The 24,988-nt window shown below is 26.6% G+C and carries 13 protein-coding genes; all 13 read left to right on the top strand.

The window, feature by feature from the left end:
• The first annotated feature begins 6 nt into the window (after positions 1 to 6).
• The 13 genes from pdhA (at position 7) to SFLOR_RS05405 (ending at position 24,853) form a co-directional block, all read left to right on the top strand.
• Positions 7 to 1,119, top strand: a complete 1,113-nt coding sequence (gene pdhA / locus SFLOR_RS05465; RefSeq protein ID WP_100917057.1) for a pyruvate dehydrogenase (acetyl-transferring) E1 component subunit alpha — start codon at positions 7 to 9, stop codon at positions 1,117 to 1,119.
• Positions 1,119 to 2,108, top strand: coding sequence for an alpha-ketoacid dehydrogenase subunit beta (locus tag SFLOR_RS05460; protein ID WP_100917056.1), 990 nt, complete (start codon positions 1,119 to 1,121; stop codon positions 2,106 to 2,108). Before pdhA ends, SFLOR_RS05460 begins: the two co-directional genes overlap by 1 nt.
• Positions 2,109 to 2,131: 23 nt before the next feature.
• On the top strand, positions 2,132 to 3,454 hold the full coding sequence (locus tag SFLOR_RS05455) for a dihydrolipoamide acetyltransferase family protein (RefSeq protein ID WP_100917055.1): 1,323 nt from the start codon (positions 2,132 to 2,134) through the stop codon (positions 3,452 to 3,454).
• Positions 3,455 to 3,466: 12 nt separating this feature from the next.
• Positions 3,467 to 5,344 carry a dihydrolipoyl dehydrogenase gene (gene lpdA / locus SFLOR_RS05450; RefSeq protein ID WP_100917054.1) on the top strand — a complete coding sequence of 626 codons (1,878 nt, stop codon included), beginning with the start codon at positions 3,467 to 3,469 and terminating at the stop codon, positions 5,342 to 5,344.
• 98 nt (positions 5,345 to 5,442) lie between these two features.
• Positions 5,443 to 6,987 (top strand): glutamine-hydrolyzing GMP synthase, encoded by a 1,545-nt coding sequence (gene guaA / locus SFLOR_RS05445; RefSeq protein WP_100917053.1) that lies wholly within the window; start codon positions 5,443 to 5,445, stop codon positions 6,985 to 6,987.
• Positions 6,988 to 6,999: 12 nt separating this feature from the next.
• On the top strand, positions 7,000 to 8,469 hold the full coding sequence (gene guaB / locus SFLOR_RS05440) for an IMP dehydrogenase (protein WP_100917052.1): 1,470 nt from the start codon (positions 7,000 to 7,002) through the stop codon (positions 8,467 to 8,469).
• 58 nt (positions 8,470 to 8,527) lie between these two features.
• The gene (locus tag SFLOR_RS05435) at positions 8,528 to 8,788 is read left to right on the top strand and encodes a hypothetical protein (RefSeq protein ID WP_100917051.1); all 261 of its coding nucleotides are present in this window, start codon (positions 8,528 to 8,530) and stop codon (positions 8,786 to 8,788) included.
• 53 nt (positions 8,789 to 8,841) lie between these two features.
• Positions 8,842 to 11,517: an alanine--tRNA ligase gene (gene alaS, locus SFLOR_RS05430; protein ID WP_100917050.1), complete on the top strand. Its 2,676-nt coding sequence runs from the start codon at positions 8,842 to 8,844 to the stop codon at positions 11,515 to 11,517.
• 318 nt (positions 11,518 to 11,835) lie between these two features.
• A complete protein-coding gene (locus SFLOR_RS05425) occupies positions 11,836 to 12,336 on the top strand; it encodes a hypothetical protein (protein WP_169919205.1) in 501 nt (166 codons plus the stop codon).
• A gap of 75 nt (positions 12,337 to 12,411) precedes the next feature.
• On the top strand, positions 12,412 to 14,685 hold the full coding sequence (locus SFLOR_RS05420) for a hypothetical protein (RefSeq protein ID WP_100917048.1): 2,274 nt from the start codon (positions 12,412 to 12,414) through the stop codon (positions 14,683 to 14,685).
• A gap of 3 nt (positions 14,686 to 14,688) precedes the next feature.
• Positions 14,689 to 18,978, top strand: coding sequence for an ABC transporter permease (locus SFLOR_RS05415; protein WP_100917047.1), 4,290 nt, complete (start codon positions 14,689 to 14,691; stop codon positions 18,976 to 18,978).
• Positions 18,979 to 19,377: 399 nt separating this feature from the next.
• Positions 19,378 to 19,806, top strand: a complete 429-nt coding sequence (locus SFLOR_RS05895; RefSeq protein ID WP_157806964.1) for a hypothetical protein — start codon at positions 19,378 to 19,380, stop codon at positions 19,804 to 19,806.
• Between the two features lie 43 nt (positions 19,807 to 19,849).
• Entirely contained in the window at positions 19,850 to 24,853 is a 5,004-nt protein-coding gene (locus tag SFLOR_RS05405) for an ABC transporter permease (RefSeq protein ID WP_100917045.1), read from the top strand.
• Positions 24,854 to 24,988: the final 135 nt, after the last annotated feature.

Here is a 24,988-nt window from a genome sequence, read left to right as displayed (position 1 = left end):
TATAAAATGAAATTTATAGGAAAATTTGATCCATTAAAAGACGAAATCGTTCAAATTATGGATAAAGATGGCAAAATATTAAATGAAAAATTAATGCCAAAAATGACTGACAAAGAAATGATAGAAGCTTACAAATTAATGAATCTTTCAAGAAGACAAGATGATTTTCAAAATAAAGCACAAAGACAAGGAAGACTATTGTCATTTCTTTCATCAACAGGACAAGAAGCATCAGAAATTGGATATACTTTACCAATGATAAAAGGAAAAGATTGATTTGCTTCAGGTTATAGAAACAATGCAGCATGATTAAATGTTGGAATGCCAATGAGAAACATTATGCTTTATTGAATGGGAAATGAGTATGGAGGTAAATCACCTGAAGGTGTAAATTCACTTCCACCAAATATTATTATTGGTTCTCAATTTTCACAAGCAACAGGAATTGCATTTGCAGAAAAATATAGAGGTACTGGTGGAGTTGCTTTAACTACTACTGGTGATGGAGGAATGAGTGAAGGAGAAACTTACGAAGCTATGAACTTTGCAAAAATTCACGAACTGCCAGTTATATTTATTTGTGAAAATAATAAATGAGCTATATCAACACCTTATAAAAAATCTACAAAAGCAATAAATATTGCTGTAAAAGGTATTGCATCAGGAATTCCTTCAGTTAAAGTTGATGGAAATGATCTATTGGCAGTATATGCTGTTGCATCAGAGGCAGTTGAATATGCAAGAAGTGGAAATGGACCTGTATTTATTGAATGTGATACTTATAGATTAGGAGCTCACTCTTCTTCAGATAATCCAGATATATACAGACCAAAACCTGAATTTGAAGAAGCACTTACTAAAGATCCTTTAATTAGAATGAAAAAATTCTTAATTGCAAAAGGTATATGAGATGATAAAAAACAAGAAAAATTAGATAAAGAACAAGATGAATTTATTAGAACAGAATTTGATTGAGCAGAAGCAAATAAATCATATGATTTAGAAGATGTCTTTAATTTTCAATATGCTCAAAAAACTCCAGATCTTGAAAAACAATATAATGAAGCAAAAGAATTCTTTGCTAAATATCCAGAAGTTGCAAAAGGAGGACACCATTAATGAAAGTTTTAAATAACGTTAAAGCCGTTTCAGAAGCACTTGAAGTTGCAATGGAAAAATGAGACGATGTTGTGGTTTATGGAGAAGATGCAGGTTATGAAGGTGGAGTTTTTAGAGCCACTGAAGGATTACAAGCTAAATTTGGAGAAAAAAGATGTTTTGACGCTCCAATCTCTGAAGCAGTATTTGCTGGAGTTGCAATAGGTATGGCTATTAATAAAATGAAACCAGTTGTGGAATTACAATTTGAAGGTTTAGGATGACCATCATTGCAAAATATTTTAGGACATATGGGTAGAATGAGAAACAGAACAAGAGGAAAATATCCTACACCAGTTGTTATAAGAATGCCAATGGGTGGGGGAATTAGAGCTCTTGAATTACACTCTGAGGCAATGGAAGCAATGTATGCACATACACCAGGGATTAAAGTTGTTTGTCCTTCAACACCATACGATACAAAAGGTTTATTATTAGCAGCAATTGAATCACCAGATCCAGTTATTGTATTTGAACCAACAAAATTATATAGAGCTTTCAAACAAGAAGTTCCTGAAGGATTCTATACAGTTGAAATAGGAAAAGCTTTTAAAATTCAAGAAGGAAATGACTTAACAGTTGTGACTTATGGAGCACAAACTGTTGATTGTCAAAAAGCTATTGATGAATTAGAATCTAAAAATCCAGATATCACAATTGAATTAATCGATTTACGTTCAATTCAACCATGAGATAAAGAAATGATTTTCGAATCAGTTAAAAAAACTGGAAGATTATTAGTTGTACATGAAGCAATTAGATCATTTTCAGTTTCATCAGAAATTATTGCATCAGTAAATGAAGAGTGTTTTGAATACTTAAAGGCTCCTTCAATGAGATGCACAGGTTATGATATTGTTATTCCTTTTGATTCAGGTGAAGCTTATCACCAACCTCATCCAAAAAAAATATTAGTTAAAATGGAAGAAATTTTAAATTATAAATTTTAAATAGTCATAGGAGAATTGAAAATATGTTTAAAGTAAAATTCGCAGACATTGGAGAAGGTTTAACAGAAGGAACAGTTACTGAAGTTTTAGTTAAAGTTGGAGATAAAGTTAAAATGGGAGACTCTTTATTTAACGTTGAAACTGACAAAGTTACTTCAGATATTTATGCACCAACAGATGGTACAGTAGCAAAAATTTTAATTTCACCAAATCAAGAAATTAAAGTTGGAGATATAGTTGTAGAAATAGATGATGGTAAAGGTGATGCTCCACAAGAAGCAAAAGCTGAACCAGTTGAAGAAAATGCATCAGTTGTTGGTGCAACACCAGTTTCTAATGAAGTTATCTCAAGAGCAGCTAGAGAGGTTGCACCAAAACAAGAGATTTCATCTCAACCAAGTATTATTGATAATAGCAATGTTGATGTTAAAGCATCACCATTAGCAAGAAAAATGGCAGCAGTTATGGGAGTGGATTTATCAAAAGTTAGTCCATCTGGACCAAATGGAAGAATATTAGTTGCAGATGTTCAATCATTTTCAGCAACACCACAACCAAGTACAGTTTCAGCACCAATTGCAAGTGCTTCAAAAGGAACTGCAATTGATTATTCAAACCCATTAATTTCAGTTCCTGAAATTAATGAACCATTAACATTTGAATCAAAACCATGAAATCCTATTAGAAAAGCAACTGTAAAAGCAATGACAACAGCTCATGAAAAAGTTGCAGGATTTACAGGATTGAGAAATCTAGATATTACTGAATTAGTAAATATTAGAAATCAATTAAAAGGTCATGCAGATTCATTAAGGGTTAAATTGACTTATTTAGCATTTATTATTAAAGCTAGTGCAAATGCTTTAAAAGATATGCCAAATTTAAATGTAAGAATTGATGAAGAAAATAAAGCAACAAAATTTGCACAACAAATTAATATTGGTATGGCATGTGATACACCAGATGGTTTAATGGTTCCTGTAATTAAAGGAGCAGATAAATTAAGTGTTTTACAAATTGCTGTAAAAATTAATGATCTTGCAACAAAAGCAAGAGCTAAAAAATTAGCACCAAGTGAAATGAGTGGAGCTACTTTTACTGTTACAAACTTTGGTGCTGTAGGTTTAGATTATGCAACACCAATTGTTAACTTCCCTGAATCAGCAATTTTAGGAGTTGGAACAATAACAAAAGCTCCTGGAGTTGTTAAAGATGAAATTGAAATTAGAGATTATATGCCATTCTCAATTACTGCAGATCATAAAGTAATTGATGGTGCTGATGCAGGAAGATTCTTAACAAGAATCGCGTATTATTTACAAAATCCTGCAATTCTATTGGTTTAGGAGAATTGATATATGTTTAAAGTAAAATTCGCAGACATCGGAGAAGGTTTAACAGAAGGAACAGTTACTGAAGTTTTAGTTAAAGTTGGGGACAAAGTTAAAATGGGAGACTCTTTATTTAACGTTGAAACTGACAAAGTTACTTCAGATATTTATGCACCAACAGATGGTACAGTAGCAAAAATTTTAATTTCACCAAATCAAGAAATTAAAGTTGGAGATATAGTTGTAGAAATAGATGATGGTAAAGGTGATGCTCCACAAGAAGCAAAAGCTGAACCAGTTGAAGAAAATGCATCAGTTGTTGGTGCAACACCAGTATCAAATGATTTACTTTCAAGAGGAAGAACAAGAGCAGTTCCTCCCAAAAAATCACCAGTAGAGACAATTGTTAATGCTGTAAATAATGTAAATATGTCAGGGCTTGTAAAAGGCAAAGGTGGAGCTTTAAGACCAGCACCAAAATTTACACCAAAAAATCCAGAAGATCATTTTGATGTTATTGTTGTGGGAGCTGGAGTTGGAGGTTATGTCTCTGCTATTAAGTGTGCTCAATTAGGTTTAAAAACTTTAATTGTAGAAAAAGGAAATTATGGGGGAGTTTGTCTAAATATTGGATGTATTCCAACTAAAACTTTATTAAAATCAGCATATTTATATGAACAAATTACAAAACGTGCAGACAAGTATGGTATTCAAGTTGATGTTAGTGGAGTAAAAGCAGATTGAAAAGCAATTCAAGCAAGAAAAGATGATGTTGTTGGAAAATTAACAACAGGTGTAAAAGGTTTATTGAAAAAAAATAAAGTTACATCAGTTGAAGGTTTTGCAAAAGCATTAGATAAAAACACAGTTGAAGTAAATAATAAAAAATATACTTGTGACAATATGATTATTGCAACAGGAAGTGTACCAAATCACTTTAATTTACCAGGAGCAAAAGAAGCTATGGAATCAGGATTCTTAATTGATTCAACAGGAGCTTTATCTCTTCCAAAAATTCCAAAAGAATTAGTAATTATTGGTGGAGGAGTTATTGGTATTGAGTTTGCTTGTGTATATAAAAGATTAGGAACAAAAGTTACTGTTCTGCAATTTTTACCAACCATTTTAGAAATGTTAGATAGTGATGTTTCAAAAGAAATGACAAAAGAGTTAATCTCTAGAGGAAACTTAGAGATTATTTATGGAGTAAACACAAAGTCATTTGGTAAAAAAGAAGTAGTTTATGAAAAAGATGGTAAAGAATATAAAATTAAAGCTGATTATTGTTTACAATCAGTGGGACGTAAAGTTGTAACAGAGGGATTTACAAATATTAATTTAGAAATGAATGAACGTGGACATATTAATGTAAATGAATACTGTGAAACAAATATTGATGGAGTATATTCAATTGGTGATGTTACAGGAAAAATGATGTTAGCACATGTTGCATCTCATCAAGGTATCATTGCTGCAAATAGAATAGCAAGAAGATTGGGAAACGAACACGCTGAAGATATATCTATGAATTTTGACAGAGTACCAAGTTGTATTTATACTTATCCAGAAGTTGCTGCTGTTGGTAAAACAGAAGATGAACTTAAAAAAGCAGGAACTGAATATCAAGTCTATAAATTTCCATTTGCTGCAATTGGTAAAGCACTTGCTGATGGAAATACAGGAGGTTTTGTTAAATTAATTTGTGAACCTAAATTCAAACAAGTTTTAGGTTGTCATATTATTTCTAATACAGCAACTGATATGATTTCAGAAATAACTACTGTTATGCAATCGGAAGCTACAATAACTGAAATAGCAAGATCAATTCACCCTCACCCTTCATTAAGTGAGGCAATTGGAGAAGCAGCTGAGGCATTAGAAACAGGAAAACCAATTAACTTTTAATTTTAAAAAACATCAGTATACTTGAATTATACTGATGTTTTTTTAATGTATAATTAATAAAACATTGGTTTTAATAAAATTAGCGAAAGGTAAGAAATATGTCAAAAACACAAATACTTATTTTAGATTTTGGAAGTCAATATACTCAATTGCTTGCAAGAAGAGTTAGACATTTAAATGTATATGCAGAAGTAATTCCTTTTGATAAAACAAAAGAAGAATTACAAAAAGAATATACAAATTTAAAAGCAATTATATTTTCAGGAGGACCAAGTAGTGTATATTTAAGTGAAGCATATACTGTTGATAAAGCATTATTTGATTTAAATGTTCCAATACTTGGTGTTTGCTATGGTATGCAACTTATAACTGAAATGTTTGAAGGAAAAGTTGAACTTGCTTCTTCACAAGAATTTGGTAAAGCACAATTATTTATAGATGATTTAAAAACTCCTCTATTTAAAAATGTAAAAAACAACTCACAAGTTTGAATGAGTCATGCAGATCATTTAACACAAATGCCAAAAGGTTTTAAACAAATAGCTCATTCAGATTCATCTGTTGCGGGAATTGCAAATGAAGAGAAAAAAATTTATGGGATTCAATTTCATGCAGAAGTAACTCATTCAGAACAAGGTATTCAAATGCTAGAAAACTTCTTATTTGATATTTCAAAATGTCAAAAAGATTGAGAAATGAAAGAATTTATTAAAGAAAAAATTGCAGAAATTAAAGAAATAGTTGGTGAAGAACAAGTCATTCTTGGATTATCAGGGGGAGTTGACTCTTCTGTAGCTGCTGTTTTAATTTCAAAAGCAATTGGAAAACAATTAACATGTATTTTAGTTGATACAGGTTTGTTAAGAAAAAATGAAGCACAAAAAGTTATGGACTTGTACAATAAAGAATTTGATATGAATATTAAATTGATTGATGCAGGAGAAACTTTCTATAATGCTTTAAAAGGAGAAACAGATCCTGAAAATAAGAGAAAAATTATAGGACGCAAATTTATTGAGGTATTCAGTGATCAAGCAAGAGAAATGCAAGGGGCTAAATTTTTAGCACAAGGTACTATCTATCCTGATGTTATTGAATCTTCAAGTCATGGTCATGTTTCAAAAACAATTAAATCACATCACAATGTTGGAGGCTTACCAGAAGATTTAAAATTTGAATTACTAGAGCCATTAAGAACATTATTCAAAGATGAAGTTAGAGCTGTAGGAAAAGAATTAGGTATTCCTGATTTAATGATTAATCGTCATCCATTTCCTGGCCCTGGTCTTGGAGTAAGAGTTATTGGAGAAGTAACAAAAGAAAAATGTGATATTTTAAGAGAAGCTGATGATATTTTCATAAATAATTTAATTGAAGCTAATTTATATAATGAAGTTTCACAAGCATTTGTTACATTACTTCCTGTAAAAACAGTTGGAGTAATGGGAGACAATAGAACTTATGATTATGTAGTTGCTTTAAGATCTGTAAATACAATTGATTTTATGACAGCTTCAAGTAGTCATTTACCTTGAGAATTTTTAGATAAAACTGTCAATGAAATTATTAATAAAGTTGATGGTGTTAACAGAGTGGTTTATGATATTACTTCAAAACCTCCAGGTACAATTGAATGAGAATAGGAGTTTTAAAAGATGAGTAGAAATGATTTAAATGGAAAAATAATTAATGAGGGAATCACTTTTGATGATGTTTTATTAGTTCCTGGATACTCTGAAGTTTTACCAAGCGAAGTTAAATTAAAAACAAAATTAACTAAAAATATTGAACTTAATATTCCTTTAATAAGTGCTGCTATGGATACTGTAACAGAAGCAAGATTGGCAATTGAAATGGCAAGAGCTGGAGGTATTGGAGTTATCCATAAAAATTTAACTATTGAAGAACAAGTATTAGAAGTTCAAAAAGTTAAAAGAAATGAATCAGGATTTATAACTGATCCAATTACAATTTCAAAAGATACAACAGTTGAAGAAGCAAATAAAATAATGGGAACTTATAAAATCTCTGGTTTACCTGTAGTTGATGATAATCAAAAATTAATAGGAATTGTTACAAACAGAGACTTAAAATATTTTGAAGATTTCCATGCACAAGTTGATTTAGTTATGACTAAAAAAAATTTAATAACAGGAAATCCTTCAACTACATTAGAACAAGCTAAAGCAATTTTATTAAAGAACAGAATTGAAAAATTACCAATTGTTGATAAAAACAATATTTTAGTAGGTTTAATAACTACAAAAGACATTGATAAAGCAATTGATCATCCAAATGCATGCAAAGATTTAAAAGGAAGATTAAGAGTTGGAGCAGCAGTGGGAGTTGGATCTGATTCTATTGAAAGAGTTGATGCTTTAGTTAAAGCGCAAGTAGATGTTATTGTTATTGATTCAGCTCATGGACATAGTAAAGGTATACTTGAAGTTATTAAAAAAATTAGAGCTAAATATAAAAATCTTGATATTATTGCTGGAAATATTTGTACTGCTGAAGGAGCAAAAGCACTTTATGAAGCAGGAGCAAATGCAGTTAAAGTTGGAGTTGGTCCAGGAAGTATTTGTACAACAAGAGTTGTTGCAGGAGTTGGTGTTCCTCAAATTACAGCAATTAGTGAAGTATTTAACTGAGCACAAGATAAAGATTTAACTATTATAGCTGATGGGGGAATTAAATATTCTGGAGATATTGTAAAAGCACTTGCAGGTGGAGCACACAGTGTCATGATGGGAAGTATTTTTGCAGGTACAGAAGAATCTCCTGGAGAAGAGATTATTGCCAATGGTAAAAAATATAAAACTTATGTTGGTATGGGATCACTTGCAGCAATGAAAAGAGGAAGCAGTGATAGATACTTTCAAAAAGGTGCGAAAAAATTAGTTCCAGAAGGAATCGAAGCAAGAGTTCCTTTTAAAGGAAAAATAAAAGATGTTATTTTTCAATTAATGGGTGGTTTGAAAAGTGGTATGGGTTATACTGGAAGTGAAACTATTGAACATCTTCGTTTAAACACAAAATTTGTAAAAATAACAAATGCTAGTTTAAAAGAAAGTCATCCTCATGATGTTGAACTGACAAAAGAAGCACCAAATTACAATAAATAAAAAGGGTTCGATATGAACCTTTTACTTTCTAAACAAAATTTGAAAAGAGAATTAAATTATGGAAAAAATTAAATTAGATAATATAGCAACTAATGCTTGAAGTAATGCATTACTTTGTCAATGTGGAGATGAAAAAGATAAATTTGATATTCACAGACTTTGCATAGTTTGTTTAAAACATATGGATTATAATAAACATTACTCAAAAGTTGATGACTCTAGTGCATGAAATATTAAATTCTACAATAATGAAAATTATAATGAGGTTGAATTTAGTGGTATAACAATGGCAGTACATAAAGATTGCTTTATAAAATAATTAAAAGTTCTTATATGCTAAAATTATTTTGTTATTTATAAGGAGACAATATAATGAAAAAACTTTCTGCAAATGAAATTAGAAAAATGTGATTAGATTTTTTCAAATCTAAGGATCATTATTTTTTAGAACCTGTAAGTTTAGTTCCTGTTGAAGATCCAAGTTTATTGTGAATTAACTCAGGAGTGGCTACATTAAAACCTTATTTTGATGGGAGAATGAATCCTCCTTCACCAAGATTAACTAATTCACAAAAATCAATTAGAACAAATGATATTGAAAATGTTGGAGTTACAGCTCGTCATCAAACTATGTTTGAAATGCTAGGAAATTTTTCAATTGGTGATTACTTTAAGAAAGAAGCAATTGAGTTTGCTTGAGAGCTTTTAACATCTCCAAAATGATTTGCTATTAATCCTGAACTTTTATACATAACTGTTTTTAATGAAGACAAAGAAGCCTATGATGTTTGAACAAGAACTATAGGTATTAAAGAAGATCATATTTTCAAAGGTTCTAGAGATACAAACTTTTGAGATGTAGGACAAGGGCCTTGCGGACCAAATACTGAAATTTTCTTTGATCGTGGTGAAAAATGAGACACAGAAAAAATAGGTTCTAGACTTTTAAAAGATGATATTGAAAATGATCGCTACATTGAGATTTGAAATATAGTTTTTTCACAATTTAATAATGACGGAAATAATAATTATATTGAATTGCCAAGAAAGAATATAGATACTGGTGCTGGATTTGAAAGACTAGTTTCAATATTTCAAGATGCTCCTACAAACTTTGAAACAGATATATTTTTTCCAACTATAAAAGAAGTAGAAAAGATATGTAACTCAAAATTTAAATACTCTATTGAAAATTATTATAATGAAAATAAAGAACAAACTAAAATTAATACAGCTTTTAAAGTTATTGCAGATCATGTAAGAGCTGTAGTCTTTGCAATAAGTGATGGAGTATTTCCTGGGAATAAAGATAGAGGATATATTATTAGAAGACTTATAAGAAGAAGCTCAGTGTATGGAAGAAAACTTGGAATTCAAGATGCTTTTTTATACAAATTAGTTGATAAAGTTATTGAAGCAATGCAAGAATTTTATCCTTATTTAATTGAAAAAGCACAATCAGTTAAAGAAATAATTAAACAAGAAGAGTTAAGATTTTTGAAAACACTTTCAAAAGGTTATGAGCATTTAGAAAATATAGTTAAAAATGAAAATAAAGTAAGTGCCAAAAATGCTTTATTATTATTTGAATCTTTTGGTTTTCCAATTGAATTAACTTCAGAAATAGCAAGTGAATCAAATGTAGAAGTTGATTTAAAGGGCTATGAAGCTCTATTAGAACAAACAAAAGAGTTAGCTAGAAATTCTAGAAAGAATGATAAGGCATGAAATAAACAATCTGCTATTTTAACTGGATTAAATGTTGAAAGTGAATTTGTAGGTTATGAATTAGAAGAATGTGAATCTACTATTAACTTTATTTTTGAAGATGAAAAATCTCTTGAAATTGCAAAAGATAAAGTAGTTTTTGTTACTTTAACAAAAACACCCTTTTATGCAGAAAAAGGTGGACAAGCAGCAGATAATGGTTATTTAATCGATGAACAAGAAAATCGTCATTTAGTACTTGATGTTCAATCAGGGCCAAATGGTCAACATATTCACAAAGTTCAAGTCAATGGAACTTTAAAAGTTGGGGATTTAATTAAAGCTGAAATTAATAGTGAAAAACGTTTTTATACTATGAAAAATCATTCAGGAACTCATATATTACAAGCAGGTATTCAAGAAGTCTTAGGAAAAGAAGCATTGCAAAGCGGTAGTTATAATGATGAAAATGGATTAAGAATTGATATTTCTTACAATAGATTACCAACTCAAGAAGAAATAGATAAGATTCACTTAGCTATAAACAGAGAAATAAAAAACTGTATACCAAGAGAAATCATTTACTGTTCATTACAAGAAGCAATTGAAAAACATAATGCTTTAGCATTATTTACAGAAAAATATGGTGGAACAGTTAGAATAATTAAATTTGGAAAATTTTCATGTGAACTTTGTGGAGGAACTCATGTTGAAAATACCAAAGATATTGAAGACTTATTAATTACTAATGTGGAATCAAAAGGTAGTGGAGTTTTTAGATATCACGCAGTAACAAGTCATAAAGAAGTTGCAAATTATTTAAATGAACAATTCAGAAAACAAAAATCTGAAATATCTTCATTAATTGATAAGTTCAATAATTTTAAATTAAAAGTTAAAAATCAAGAAATTGAACAAGAAATAAATGCAATTACTTCTATGCAAGTAACTAAACCTAATTTGATTTTAATAAAACAAAAAGTAAATGATCTAAAAAATACATTTAAACTTTATCAAAAGGAAGTAGAAGATTTGCTAATTGAAGAGAATTTAGCAAAATATTCAAATATTGAACCAACTAAAAAAGAAAATATAAATTTAATTGATATTGAAATAAATGATCTTGAAATGAAAGAATTAAAAGTTCTTTCAGATAAAATGCAAAATAAATATGATAATTTAATTATTAAATTTGCAAATACAAAAGATAAAGTATTTATAGTATCAGTAAGTGAAAGTATTTCAAATGATAACAAAGCAATAGATCTATTTAAAAATAATGGCAAATATGAAGTTAAAGGTGGAGGAAATAATACCTTTGCTCAAGGAAAAATAGTTTAATTAAATACATTTCTTTTTATATTTATTATAAAAATAAGTGTATTTTTTTATTTTTTTGAAATATAATAATTATCAAGAGGGTATTTATGAAAATAATTAGGGGTAAAAAAAATTTAATACCTTATTTATTACTATTTTTTTTTAGCGTTCCCAGATCAAAATTTTTTTCATAATAAAATTGCCACTACTTCAATTTGCTTTATAATCAATGCAATTCTTATTTTTATAACTCTTTATTATATAAGTGAATTTATTTTTGAATTTTTAAAGTATACAGAAAAATATAAATTTGAAATATCAAGAAAAAATCTCTTAAATTTGAATATTTTAAATACTAATTACAAATTCTACAGTAAGATGATTATCATATTAATATTTTTTGCTTTTTCAATTTTATTAACAATTAGATCATTTTCAATAACAGATTCAGTAACAAATGATATAAATTGATGAAATAATTATAAAGTTTATAAATATTTGAATATGCATAATGTCAGTTTATTTATGTATGTTTTCATTCTTCTTGTAAATATTTTCTTAATATATAATGTTTCTTATATTGGTATTTGTTTGTTTATATTTTTTATTTTAGATGTTGTTTCAAATTCAAATAAAGAATTTATAAATAAAATTTATAAAAATTCTATAAAGTTGAAAAATCTTATAAAAGCTCTTTTTGGAGATATTCAAATTAAAAATTCTCAAGAAACAAGTAAAGATAAAAGTTGAGATTCAACTATTAGACAAATTTGTACATATGAATCAGAGGAATTAAAAATAAATAAAAAGGGAAAAACTCCCCCAAGTTTAAAATTTTAAATGACATTAATAAACTAAATTATTTTAAATATAAAATAAATATCTATAAATTTTTAAAAATAAGGGGAAAAAATAATGAAAAAATTAATAAATTCGTTAGCAGTTATTACATTGTTAGGATCATCAACTGCTACAGTTATGTCATGTAAAGTTCCTGTGAAACCAGATCCAGAAACAAATGGTTTAACAGATATTCAAAAAGAAATGCTTCAAGGAGCAGAATTTATATCAAGATTAATTGTTGGGGGAAGACATGAAAATTTAAATTACAATATTAACGAAATATTGTCAATTTTCTTAACACCTTCAACAACTGCTATGAATATGCCAACTTCATATAAATATGATGGAAAAAGTATAAATATGGCATCAGATATTAATAAATATAAAAACTATTTGGCTCCATCTTTAAATTACTTTAATGGAGACAATTATGCAGGAATGTTTGCAAGTTATATTATGGGAATGTATGATGATGATTTCTATCAAACTATGATAAATAGTGATAATAAGGCATATTATTTCAATGATACATTTTCTACAACTGGTAACCAAGGATATAACAAAAAAGATGGAAAAAATGCAATGGGATATGCAGCAGGTTTAGGAAGTGATATTAATTTATCTGATAATCAAGATAGAAGAAATCTTGCTTGAGCTATTCAAGATACAGGAGCACTTTCAAATTACTTATTAAATATGAAATTTGATGGTGCAAATCCAACAGATACCAATGGTTCATCAGGACCAGCTTCTTCTGCAGGAGAGAAAGTTGGTACAAATGGTTCAGGATATGCTTGATATAATTCTATATTAATGAACGATGGTGCTAAAAAAAGCACTGATTATAGTGTAAAAGATGGATGACTTGGTTCAAAGGGACAAGAACTAAGTAAAAATAAATTGAAAGATAAAAATTATTCAAAGGCGAATTCAGATAACCAATCTCAAATTGGAAATATTAAATTTAACTCAACTGGGGGATTAATAACAAAAGTTGCAGGAGAACAAAATATTAAAGGATTTATAAGTTTATTTGGATCAATGTTTGAAAATATTTCACCTACAAAAAATGGTGCTTTAATATTTGCAGAATTTATGAATGTTTTATTTCCTATGGTAAGGTCAGGAAATATTAGTATAGGTGACTCTAACAATATTATGCAATCTGTTGGTATTTCATTGACAAGCAATATTTGAAAGGGAATAAAAAATCCTAGCACTTCAGATAGGTTAGATGAATCTACTAAAGAAAAAATAAATAATTTAGATGAAGCTCCAAGTTATTCATTTTTAGGACTTAGCAGTCCTATAGTAAGTGATCTTTATAAAAGTAAGGATAAAGACAAAATTAATCCAGGAACAAATGCAGCAAATATAGTTGATATTATAGATAGTATTGTAAACTCATATGAACAAAGTACTGATAAGAACGCTTTTATAACAGAAATGTTTTGTACTTCTAAAAAGGGATTTTATGATGCTTATAGTTCTATGATGACTTATATTGGAGAAGAAAATTGAAAAAACTCTATGTATGGAAAAAATAATGCTGGAGGAATTAAACTTCTTAAGTTAGTTCAAAGTTTTTATAAAATGATAACTGAAGAAAATGTTAGAAATACTTTGGATCAAATAATTGAAGATTTTAAAGATGAAAAAACTTTTAGAGATTTAACTATTTCTAAGAAAAATGAATTATTAAAAGATATAGGTTGATCTGAAAAAGGTTATGAAGAGGGTTCAATTGGGGCAAGAATTTTTAGTGCTATGACAGATTCAAAAACTGTAGGACAATCTGACTTAGCTAACTTTTTTGCAAGTTTCAAAGATTATGTAGCTAATGCTATGAAAGAAGTTCATGAACCAGTATTACAATATTTAGTAGATGAAAAATATTGAGATGTAAATGATGTAAAAATTACTTCAACAAGTAATACACAAGCTGGAGCTAAAATGGAATTCAATCTGAAATATAATGGTATTGGAGATGTTACTTCAAATGCAAGTAAACAAACAAAACAAGTAGAAGTAAATGAGAAGTTCAATCCTTATCAAACAATAGTGGAAAATCAAAAAGATAAGTGAAAAGATGGATTGGAATCAAAATTAGATCAAGAAAAAATAGCTAATTCAGGAAAAATTCTTGGACTTGAGCAAGGAGTTATTAAAGAAGATGAACTAGCAGCATATGATGGTAAAGGAAATTATCAAGACTATAACAATGTTAAAAATTCATATAAAATAGTTTGAGAAAATATTTCTAAAAATACTGAATCACCTTACTGAATTATTACTTCAATTAAATGCTTTAATGAAAGTGGAGAAGAATTCTATAATATATATTAATAAATGCTTTTATTTAAAAATGGTTTAAGAAAACTACTAAAAGATTATGTTCAATTTGGAATTTATTTAGTACTTATAACAATTGCTGTTATATTTACTTCTTCTTTTGGTATTGTCACTTCAAATTTAATAAGAACAGATAATGAAATAAATAGAAATTTTGAAAAGTTTGATTACTCATTTAGATATACGTCGACTTCGTATAAATCTAATGATACTCAAACTTTTACTCCCTGATTTGCATTTAATACTAATTTAATAAAGGATGAAAATAATATTAGTTTACCTCAATTAACATTTGGACAACAAGATAGTATTTTTCAATCCTATAAATTTATTGATAAACAAGAAGCTGGTTGCTTAGATTCAGTTAATGGTTGTTATAAATCATCAATTTTTAAATTTGGAAGCAAAGAACATCTAAATTTTCATTTTGGAGATGTAGAATCTAATTATGGTTTTGACAATACAGCAAATAGAAAAAGAATAATTCCAACACCAGAAGAGGCAATTACAAATTACTCTGATGAAGATAAAATTGACACTGTTGCAAAAGGTGCGTTTGGTGATTTTTATAAAATAAATTTTAAATCACAATATTTTAAGAAATCTTTAATAGGTCAAATTTATGAAAAGTATGATTATTTTCAATCTAATTCTTTAACTTCTGAAGCTAAAGAAAGTGCTTTAAATATTTTTGATTACATGTTTTATTTAAATAATTCTTGATTAACTTATCAAATTAAACTTGATCTAATAAATCTATACAATACGGGAGGTCAACAAGCTATTGATGATTATCTTAAAAAAGGTATAGGTAATTTAGATAAAAATGGAAAATATTCATTTCTAAACCATGAAGTTGAAAATGAAAATTGAAATGATGATACTCAATCATTTAATATGATTAAAAATAATGCAAGTTTTTTAATGAAAGAATTTGACACTTATAATTTATTTAAAACAAGTCTGGATGCTGATGGTTATTTAGTTGCTAACAGACAAATTACTCAAGGTGATTGATTCAGTAAATATATGAATCTACTAGGAGATTTAACAAACTTCAAAATTAGAACAACAAGTGAAGCAGTTAAATGAGACTCTAATGGTAATAAATATCGATATATTTCGGCTTTCTATAATGAACAAGAAATAGGAACAGATAAATACAAAGTTCATTTTTACAATGAAGATTTATTTTATTTTTATAAAAGAACTAATGATGTTGATTCTTTAACAGCAAATTCATTTATTGTTTCTAGTGGATATGCTAAATATAATAATATGATTTTAGGAAATTCTTATAAAATATTTAATGATTTTCAACAATCTCTTAAAATGGATGGAATTGGTGTAGATTCACTAAATGTTTATCCTACAATTTATGAAGAAGATCTTTTAACTAATCAACAAAATGAAGCAATATTTTATATAAATAATAGTCTTTTTAATCAGCAATTTAACAGAAATTCAAAAACAATTCCAGATGAAAAATCTTATCAAGATGTAAGTAGAACATATCTAACTTATACTAATAAAAATAAGACACAAATGAATTCAGATATTGATAAATTTAAAACTTATTTTGCAGACAATATATTAAATTTAGAACAAGTTCAAGAAAATATTACAAATAATGTTTTCAACAATGATCTTTCAAGAGCTAAGATTCAAAAGTATGATGAAACAACTTTATTAAATATGAGAAGTAGTCTATTTTCTGGTGTGGTTTTTGGGTTTTTAGCACTAGCTATTATATTTTGTTTAGTTTTTGCAATATCTTTAGCGTTTGTTGTTTACAATATTTTTAAAAAAGTTTTAGTCTCTCAAAGAACTCAAATAGGTAATTTAAAGTCATTGGGATTTTCGAACTTTAAAATAATATTTAACTATATACTTTATATGGCTTTTCCTGTCATAATTCTTGTACCAATAGGTTGAACAATAAGTTTATTTTTACAAGGATCCTTAATGGGAGTTTTTGAAAGATATTTCAATATTTCAGCAGCCTTTTCAATTGATTGAAAATTATTATTTGTTGAATGAATCTCATTTATATCAATTGTTTCTTTAATGGTGTTTATTTTGGCTTATACTACAGTTAAACAATCTCCATTAAAACTACTTTCTCCAAGTAGAAGTAACAAACCTAATATCTTTTTACTAAGAAATTTAAATAAAATTAAAATTAAAAGCTTTACTTCAAAATTAAGATTAGTAATTATTTCTTCTTCTATAAAAGATATCTTTATATTTTTCTCTATATTGTTATTTTCAAGTGCTGTAATAACTCTTACATCTATTGCACCCAAAACAATGAAAAATATGACAAAAGAATATTATAAAAATATTAAATATAATAATGACTTTAATTATTCAGGAGTTGTTGAAAATAATCCTTTATCAAGATATTCTTTTTATCAAATGGATGAAGAAAATAAATCAAAAAGCAATTTAGAAGCTTCACTATTTAATATATGAATTAAAGATGAAACAGAACATAAAAATTTATTAGATGCTTCCAAATGAAAAGGTAATGCAAAAGATTTTACAGATAATTTTGAAAATATATTAGTTAATAATCTTCTTACTTTTAAAAGTGGATTAATCTCTGTTGGTGTAATGAACAACCTTGTAAAGTTGGAAAAAGAAATAGTAGGACAAAATAAAACTGTTAAAAATAATCTTGATGATTTTTCATGTAAAGTATTACCAGAATTATTTGGACAAGCAGCTATTAATGATAACAAAGCAAACTATCAAGATTGTATAAAATCTATTTCAAATAATATACTTCCTTCGAGTGTAAAAGAACTTTGAGATACTAACGAAAATGAGTTTTTAAACTTCTCATTTAATTTTTCAAGCATATCAGTAGATAAAAATTTAGATCAAATGTATACAACATTTAATTCATCTATACAAAATAGTGCAGAAACACAAGTTAAAATTTATGGTATTGATTTAAACTCAAACTTAAATAATTTGGTTTTAAAAAATAAAGAGTTAATTAAGTATGATGAAAATTTAAATTATGTTCCGGTTTTAATTAATAAAAAAGATATCTTGGAAGGTCTAAAAGTTGGTGATGAGTTTAATATAAAAACATCAAAAAATTTATTAGCAACACTTGATTCTAATAGTAATTTAAATGAAATAAAAAACAGTGATTGAACTTATAAAAATCAGGATTTATATACAATGGATTTAAATAGATTTACTTATTATTTAGATGAAAATAAATTTTATTATCAAGATTCTCAAGACAATTATAAACCATATGAAAATATGGCAGATATTGAATTAAAACTTAAGAAAGACTTAATTAATGAGGAATTATTTAATAAAGTAAATCAAGAATATAAAGAATATTCAAATAACGAAAATGTTTATAAAGAAAGTGGAGATTATTATATTGTTAAACCATTTGATATATATCATTATGAAGAAAATATTGGACGTATTCCTTTTCTAACTCAAACTCTTTTAAACGGAACAAATAGTTGATTCAATATTGCGTTAAAAGAGGGACTATTAGCTAATAAATTAATTGATACAACTAGTTATCAAAAACTTAAAGCTGTAGGTGTAGAAGAATTATATGATGGAAATAAAATTTATATGGACCAATTATATGCAAATAAACTAATGGAAGTAAATAATAATTTTAATGCAAGAAAAATGTTTAATGATGGAACTTCAATAAATATTTGAAGTAATGCAAAAATGAGTTCTAATACTCAAAATGCAGATCAATTACAAAGAATATTGTTTACAACATTTAATTCAAATAACGCTACAGATGGATTGGCAAAATATATGAATCAGTCAATTGGAAATACAGATTATATTCATATGAAAAAAGAGGCTATGAATAATCTAATAATGTCAGTAATTTCAATATCATTGATATTTGTTTCTTTATCTTTAATAACAGCTATCATAATTATTTATTTAATTACAGATATGTTTGTTGGTAAGTATAAGAGATTTATGAGTTATATGAGAATTCAAGGATATTCAATGAAAGAAATAAACTCTATTATTATGTGAATATTCTTACCTCTAACAATAATTTCAGTTCTATTAGGTATAACAATAATATCATTGTTAATAACTAATTTATTGCCACACGTGTTATTGTCAATTGATATAGCAGTTCCAATAATATTTAGTTGATCAATCATGCCAGTTATTTTTATAGCTGGAATGTCTATATTCTTATTTGGATATATTATAGTTATGTTATCTATTAAACGTGTTAGATTAGCATCGCTAATAGGGAATGAATAAAAGAACTTTTAAAAATTAAAAAGTTTTTTTATTTTTTAATTAAAAGAATTTTCAGTTCTTTTTTTTTTTTTTTTATTTATAATGACTATAAAGTGGTGACTTATGAAAAAGTGTGGGGAGTACATTAACTTAGTATTATTATTTATATTATTTTTTTTTACATTCTTAATACAAAGTTATTTAGAAAATAGAGTTACGGTATTAGTTATTTCCTTTATTGTAAATATCTCAGTTTTTTTATTCTCCTTTTATTTTATTTCTATAAATATCTCAAAATGCTTAAAACATATTCAGAAATGCAATTTTGAAATTTCAAAAAGAAATCTTTTAAATATTAATCTTTTAAATATTAACTCTAATTTTTGTTTAATAATTACTCTAATTTTTGTGTTCTTTGGTATGTCCTTTTTAAACACTTATATTTTTCTTGAAAAAATAATTGCTATTACAGTTAAAAATGATGGATGATGAAATTATAATATAAATAAATATTTAAATATTAATGTCATATTTTTTCTTCTAATTGCTTTATTTAATTTATTTCTAATATATTCAATTTGCTATGCTTCTGTATTGATATTTTTTTATTCAATAATAAAAACTGTTATAAGTTCAAATAAACAATTCATTGATACTATTTATAAAAAATCAGTAAAGTTAAATCAAATTATAAAGCTAATTTTTGAAAAAATTAAAATAACTAACAGTAAAACCTATTCAATTCAAAAAAGCTGAAAGGAAACTATAATTTTAATTAATAATATTGAATCAAAACAACTTAGAAAAAATAAAAAAGGAATTGTGCCTCCTGATTTTTTTGCTTTTTAAAATTTGAAAATAATAAAAGAAAATTAGAAAAGAGCAAAAATAAATGAGAAAGAGCAATTTTTTCTTGTTGGTTAAACAAGGATTAAAAGGTGTATTTAGATATAAAACACAATTTATATTAATAGTTATATTAGGTTTTTTTGCATCTCTTATATTAAGTATTAGTAACTCAATAAGTGACAGAATTAGATATGAATATAATAAAACTATGCAAAAAACAAGTAAATTTGATTATTATGATGAAAAAGCATTAGAAACATCAAATGCTACTGGAAGTCAAATGATGGTTCCAATAATGGATTTTATATCTGATGAATATTTAGTATATAAAGGTGAATCTGTTGGATACAATGTAAATATTGCAAAACAAAATGAAAAAGAAACTTTTATTACAAAAGCATTTGAAAGCAATGATTTTAAATTATCTTTTAACAAATTAATAGATAATCATAATTATTCACAAAGCTGATTCAATTATAAATGAAATGAATGAGATCAAAGTCCATACTATAATGCATATGGTTTAGATTCAAAGAAAAATAATGTGAGAGAAACAAACTATTGATATCAATTTGATAAAGATGATGCTAAGGGAACTAATAGAAACTTTTCTCCATTAGATGTTTATACAAATGAAAATAACTTTATAGCTAAACAATTGGGCGAATTTAGTAAGTCAACAATAAAAATATTAAAAACTGAGTTAATAAAAGATGTAGAAGAGCAAAATGGTATAAAAAAACAAAACTCCCTTTTTGGGTTGCTTTTTAAAAATGAATTGCTCTCAGCAAAAGATATTATAATAAATGATAATTTTGACTATTCACAAGAAAGTGAATTCATTAGAGAAGTAAATACTTATATGGATTTTGCTTTTTTATCTTTAGTAATACAAATTAATAAAATGATTCATGATTATGTTGAATATCATATGCAAGAAGCCATCAAAGAAAATATTGATTTGCCTCAAAAAGAAAAAGTATTAAATACTTTTAAAATATCAAGTAAGTTAGGAATAGAAGATACTAGTTCAAATAAAGAAGTATTATATTCATGATTAATTTCTAAAGATTTTAATAACTCTTCAAGAAATCTAAAACAAGAAGATAATATTTATTTAAGTGGAGCTAAAGGACAATTAGCTCATGTTGATTTAAATGGAAATGTAAAAGATAAAGCTGATGGATTAAAGTTAATTGATAATGGTGATTTTATTGAAAATAAATTAAAAGATAAAAGAGGATTTATTAAAAAAGATAATTACAATTTACAAAATGCTGATATAGCTTCATCATATTTTATAAGACAGAAATTAATTGGTTTGGTAAGTGATGCACAAGTTTATTCAAGAACAGAAATGATTTATTCAGATAATGCATCTGAAAAACATTATAGAATGATTGTAATGGATCAATGAATTGATGATAATGTAACCATTTATGATGGTAGAAAACCTAAAACTAAAAATGAGATATTGTTAAATTCTCAATATGCTCATTCAAATAAAATTCAAATAGGTTCAAATATAAAAGTTGGAGCTGCAAATTTAATAGTTTCAGGTTTTGCAGCTGATCCTTATACTAATTTTCCTATTGCTGATTTAACAATACCTTTTCCAAATAATAAAAAAGGAGCAATAATATATATAAATAAAGATATTATAGATCTTATTCTTCCTTCAAATGAGGCGAAAGTTACAACATCAAATGTTTATAGATTTTTGACATTTAAAGATAAAGATAAGAAATCACAAAATCTTAATTTATTTAAATCATTGAATTATAATTATGTTAATTTTTTAAAAGCAGACAACGAAAATATTTCAAAAGTAACTCCTAGTTATATTGATTATAATTACTCTTTTAAAAACTATAAAAATAGTGTATTTTCATATAACTGAGAGTTAACTCCAATAGCTTTAAAAACTTTTTCTACAATTTCATACATAGTTTGTGCCATTATTTTATCAATTTGTTTGGCAACAACACTAATTGCTATAAGAAAAACAATAAAATTCAATGCTTCAGAAATTGGGATTTTAAAAGCTTTAGGAGCAAGAAATTCACAAATTGCTTTTTCATATATTTCATATGGGCTGATTCTATTAATATTTGTTGTTCCTTTATCTTGATTTATGGGAACTTTAATTCAAGAATTATTTTCTAGGTTATTTATATCTTATACTGGTGGCTCTTACAATCGTATTTACTTTAATGGCTGATCATTGGGAGTTTCAATATTATTGTTTGGAGTTCTTACTATTTTGGTTTCATATATAACTGCAATAGTTCTTATTAATAAACCTGTTCTTGAAATTATAAATAAAAAAGAGAGTGTTAAAAGAATCCAATGAGTTGATAACTTAAAACTAAAATTAACAAAAAATACAAAATTCACAACTAAATTTAGTATAGAACTTGCAATTAGTGGTATGAAACCAACACTAGTTTCAACAATAACTATATTAATTTCTTCTCTTTTAATAACAACATCCATGTCAATTCCTGGAATGGTTAATAAAGCTGTAACTTCATATTATAAAAATGTTAAATATTCTAATAAAATGGAGAACTTTGAACCTATTGGTAATTCTCCTTTATCCAAAACAACTTTATCTGCTTGAAATGGTGTAGATTATTATGAGTCATATTTAAGAAATGTAAAAGGAAACTATGGGACAGTAGATTATTTAAGTGATTCAGTTACAGAAGTTACTGGAAATACAGATTATTCTTTAATTCCAAAATTCATGTATACTAAAGATTCAAATGGAAATTTATCTGCTAATTGAAGTACAGAGATGCTTGCCAGTGACTCACTGTTAAATTTAGTTGGGTATATTTTTGGAAATAACTTACCTCAAACTTTAGGAAGAGCTATAAATATAGCAGATATGCAAAGAATTATTGAATGAATGGCTCATAGTGAAGGTGATGAACATTTAAGTGTTGAAGATAGAATAAAGAAAATAGATAATTTAACAGCTACTCTTTCAGAAGGATTGCCTCCAATTCTAAAAGCAATTTTCCCATCAGAGATTAACAATAATGAAGATAGTACTTGAAAAAACCAAATTACATCTGCTATTTTAAGTCAATCGCCAAGTTATGTAAAAAGTTATTTAAATAAAAGTGAAAATAGATATAATCAATATACTTTTGGGTGAACTTTCACGAACTATATCCCAGGAGATGATGATTTTTATACAACTACTAATTTTATTTCTAATGATAAACAAATGTCTCTAACAGGAGTTCAAGAAAATCAAAAAGCCTATAAGCTAAAAGATAACTCTAAAAAAATGTATATTGATCAAGATTCTTTATTGAAAAGTGAAAAAATTATTAAGGGAATAGATACAAATAAAAATCAAACAATTGAAACAGCAAATGGATTTACACTTTATTCAAATGGAACATTAAATATACCAGTTACTATGAATGAACAAGCAAAATTTTCGTTAAATAAATCAAAAAGTAATTCAATTGAACTTGATGATTTTGTTTCCAAAAGGTTAGTAATGTCAAAAGATAATACAAACATTCCAAATAGTGCTTGAATTTATGATGACAATGATTGAGCTTCACAAAGAGAAGAGAACAAAAAAACTTATTCAGCACAGAATTTTTTAGACCCTTCTACATTAGATACTTCAAAATTTACATTTGCAAGATCATTTATATATGATAAGGAACAAGGTTTAAATAATAATGAAGATTCATATGCCTTTGACAGAACAGCAAGAACTAAATCAATTGCAGAAAATGCAATGGCTTTTGCTAATTTATATTATGATGAAAATGGAGTATTAAAATCAGAGATAAGACCATATTATACTTTTGATAATTTATTTTTAATTATTCCCAAAGAATATAAAGATAGTATGGCAGCTTTAAATGCTGGAGCTCAAAATCATAAATGATTTGATGATTTAAACAATACTAATAAAATTCCTCAAAAAACAATTGATGATTGAAATAGAGCTAGTGTTGGTAAAAATTATTCAGCCAATGATTTTATGTGAATAAGACCTTATTCATGAACTTATGATTCAACATATGAGGGTCAAGGAGAGGTTGGAACAGAAATAGCAAATGTTTTAAGATATTATAATTCATTCTATAGACAGAATTTTCTAGAATCAAAACCAGGAATAGTTGATAAAGATATAAAAATGCAATGATCAACTAATATAAACTTAGTTCCTGTTTCAACAGTAGATGTTTATGGAAGTAATGTAATACTTACAGATCAAAAATTAGCAAATCTACTTCATGGTTATTCAACAAGTTCTTATATGCCATACAATTATGTTTATGAAAAACAACAAAAATCTTCTTATAAGCTATTAAATGGTGAAGAGATAAAAACTTATGAATGAAACAAACCAAAAGATTTAGTGCAAAGAGATTTAAAAGAACAAATTTGAGGAGAAGGAGAACAGAAAAACTATGAACCTTCTAGTTGATTTACAGGAATTATGTCTCAATCAAAAGAGCCCTATTTTTTAACAAGTCAGGCCTCATTTTCTAAAACTATTAGAGTTGGTGAGTATACTTTAAATGGAGGAAGCCAATATTATGATGGTTTAGAAATGAAAAGTGTAGAGTTTTTAACAGAGCAAAAAGCTTTAATTAATCAAATTGCAGGTTTAATTTTAACAATAGGAATATCTTTTATTGTAGTAATCATCATAACTGCAACTTTATCAATGATAATAATTACTGATTTATATGTAAATCAATATAAAAAATTTATGCTTGTTATGAAATCTCTAGGTTATTCAAATTGAAAAGTAATTAAATACTCATTTGGTACTTTATCAATACTAGCAGCAATAGCAATGGTTTTGGGAATATGTGGAAGTGCTGCAATTGTACTGTCAGCTGGATTTTATATTCGAAAAAATGTAGGATCCATTCCTTTGGGATTAAGTTGATGAGCATTACTAATATCGTCAATACTGTTAATAACAAGTTATGTGACTTCAATTCTAATTACTACTTGAAAAATTAGAAAAGAATCACCAGTATCTTTAATGAAATAAAGAAAATCAGCTTATTTAAGTTGATTTTTACTTTATTTTTTAATAAATAAAGAATTCACATTTATTTATTATTTTTTTAAATAATCTATTGCTTTCCTAACATTGTTGTGTGATAATTGAAAAGCATGTATATTT

The organism is Spiroplasma floricola 23-6 (genome assembly GCF_002813555.1).
GTDB classification, from domain to species: domain Bacteria; phylum Bacillota_I; class Bacilli_A; order Mycoplasmatales; family Mycoplasmataceae; genus Spiroplasma_A; species Spiroplasma_A floricola.
This window is presented reverse-complemented; position numbering and strand designations above follow the sequence as displayed.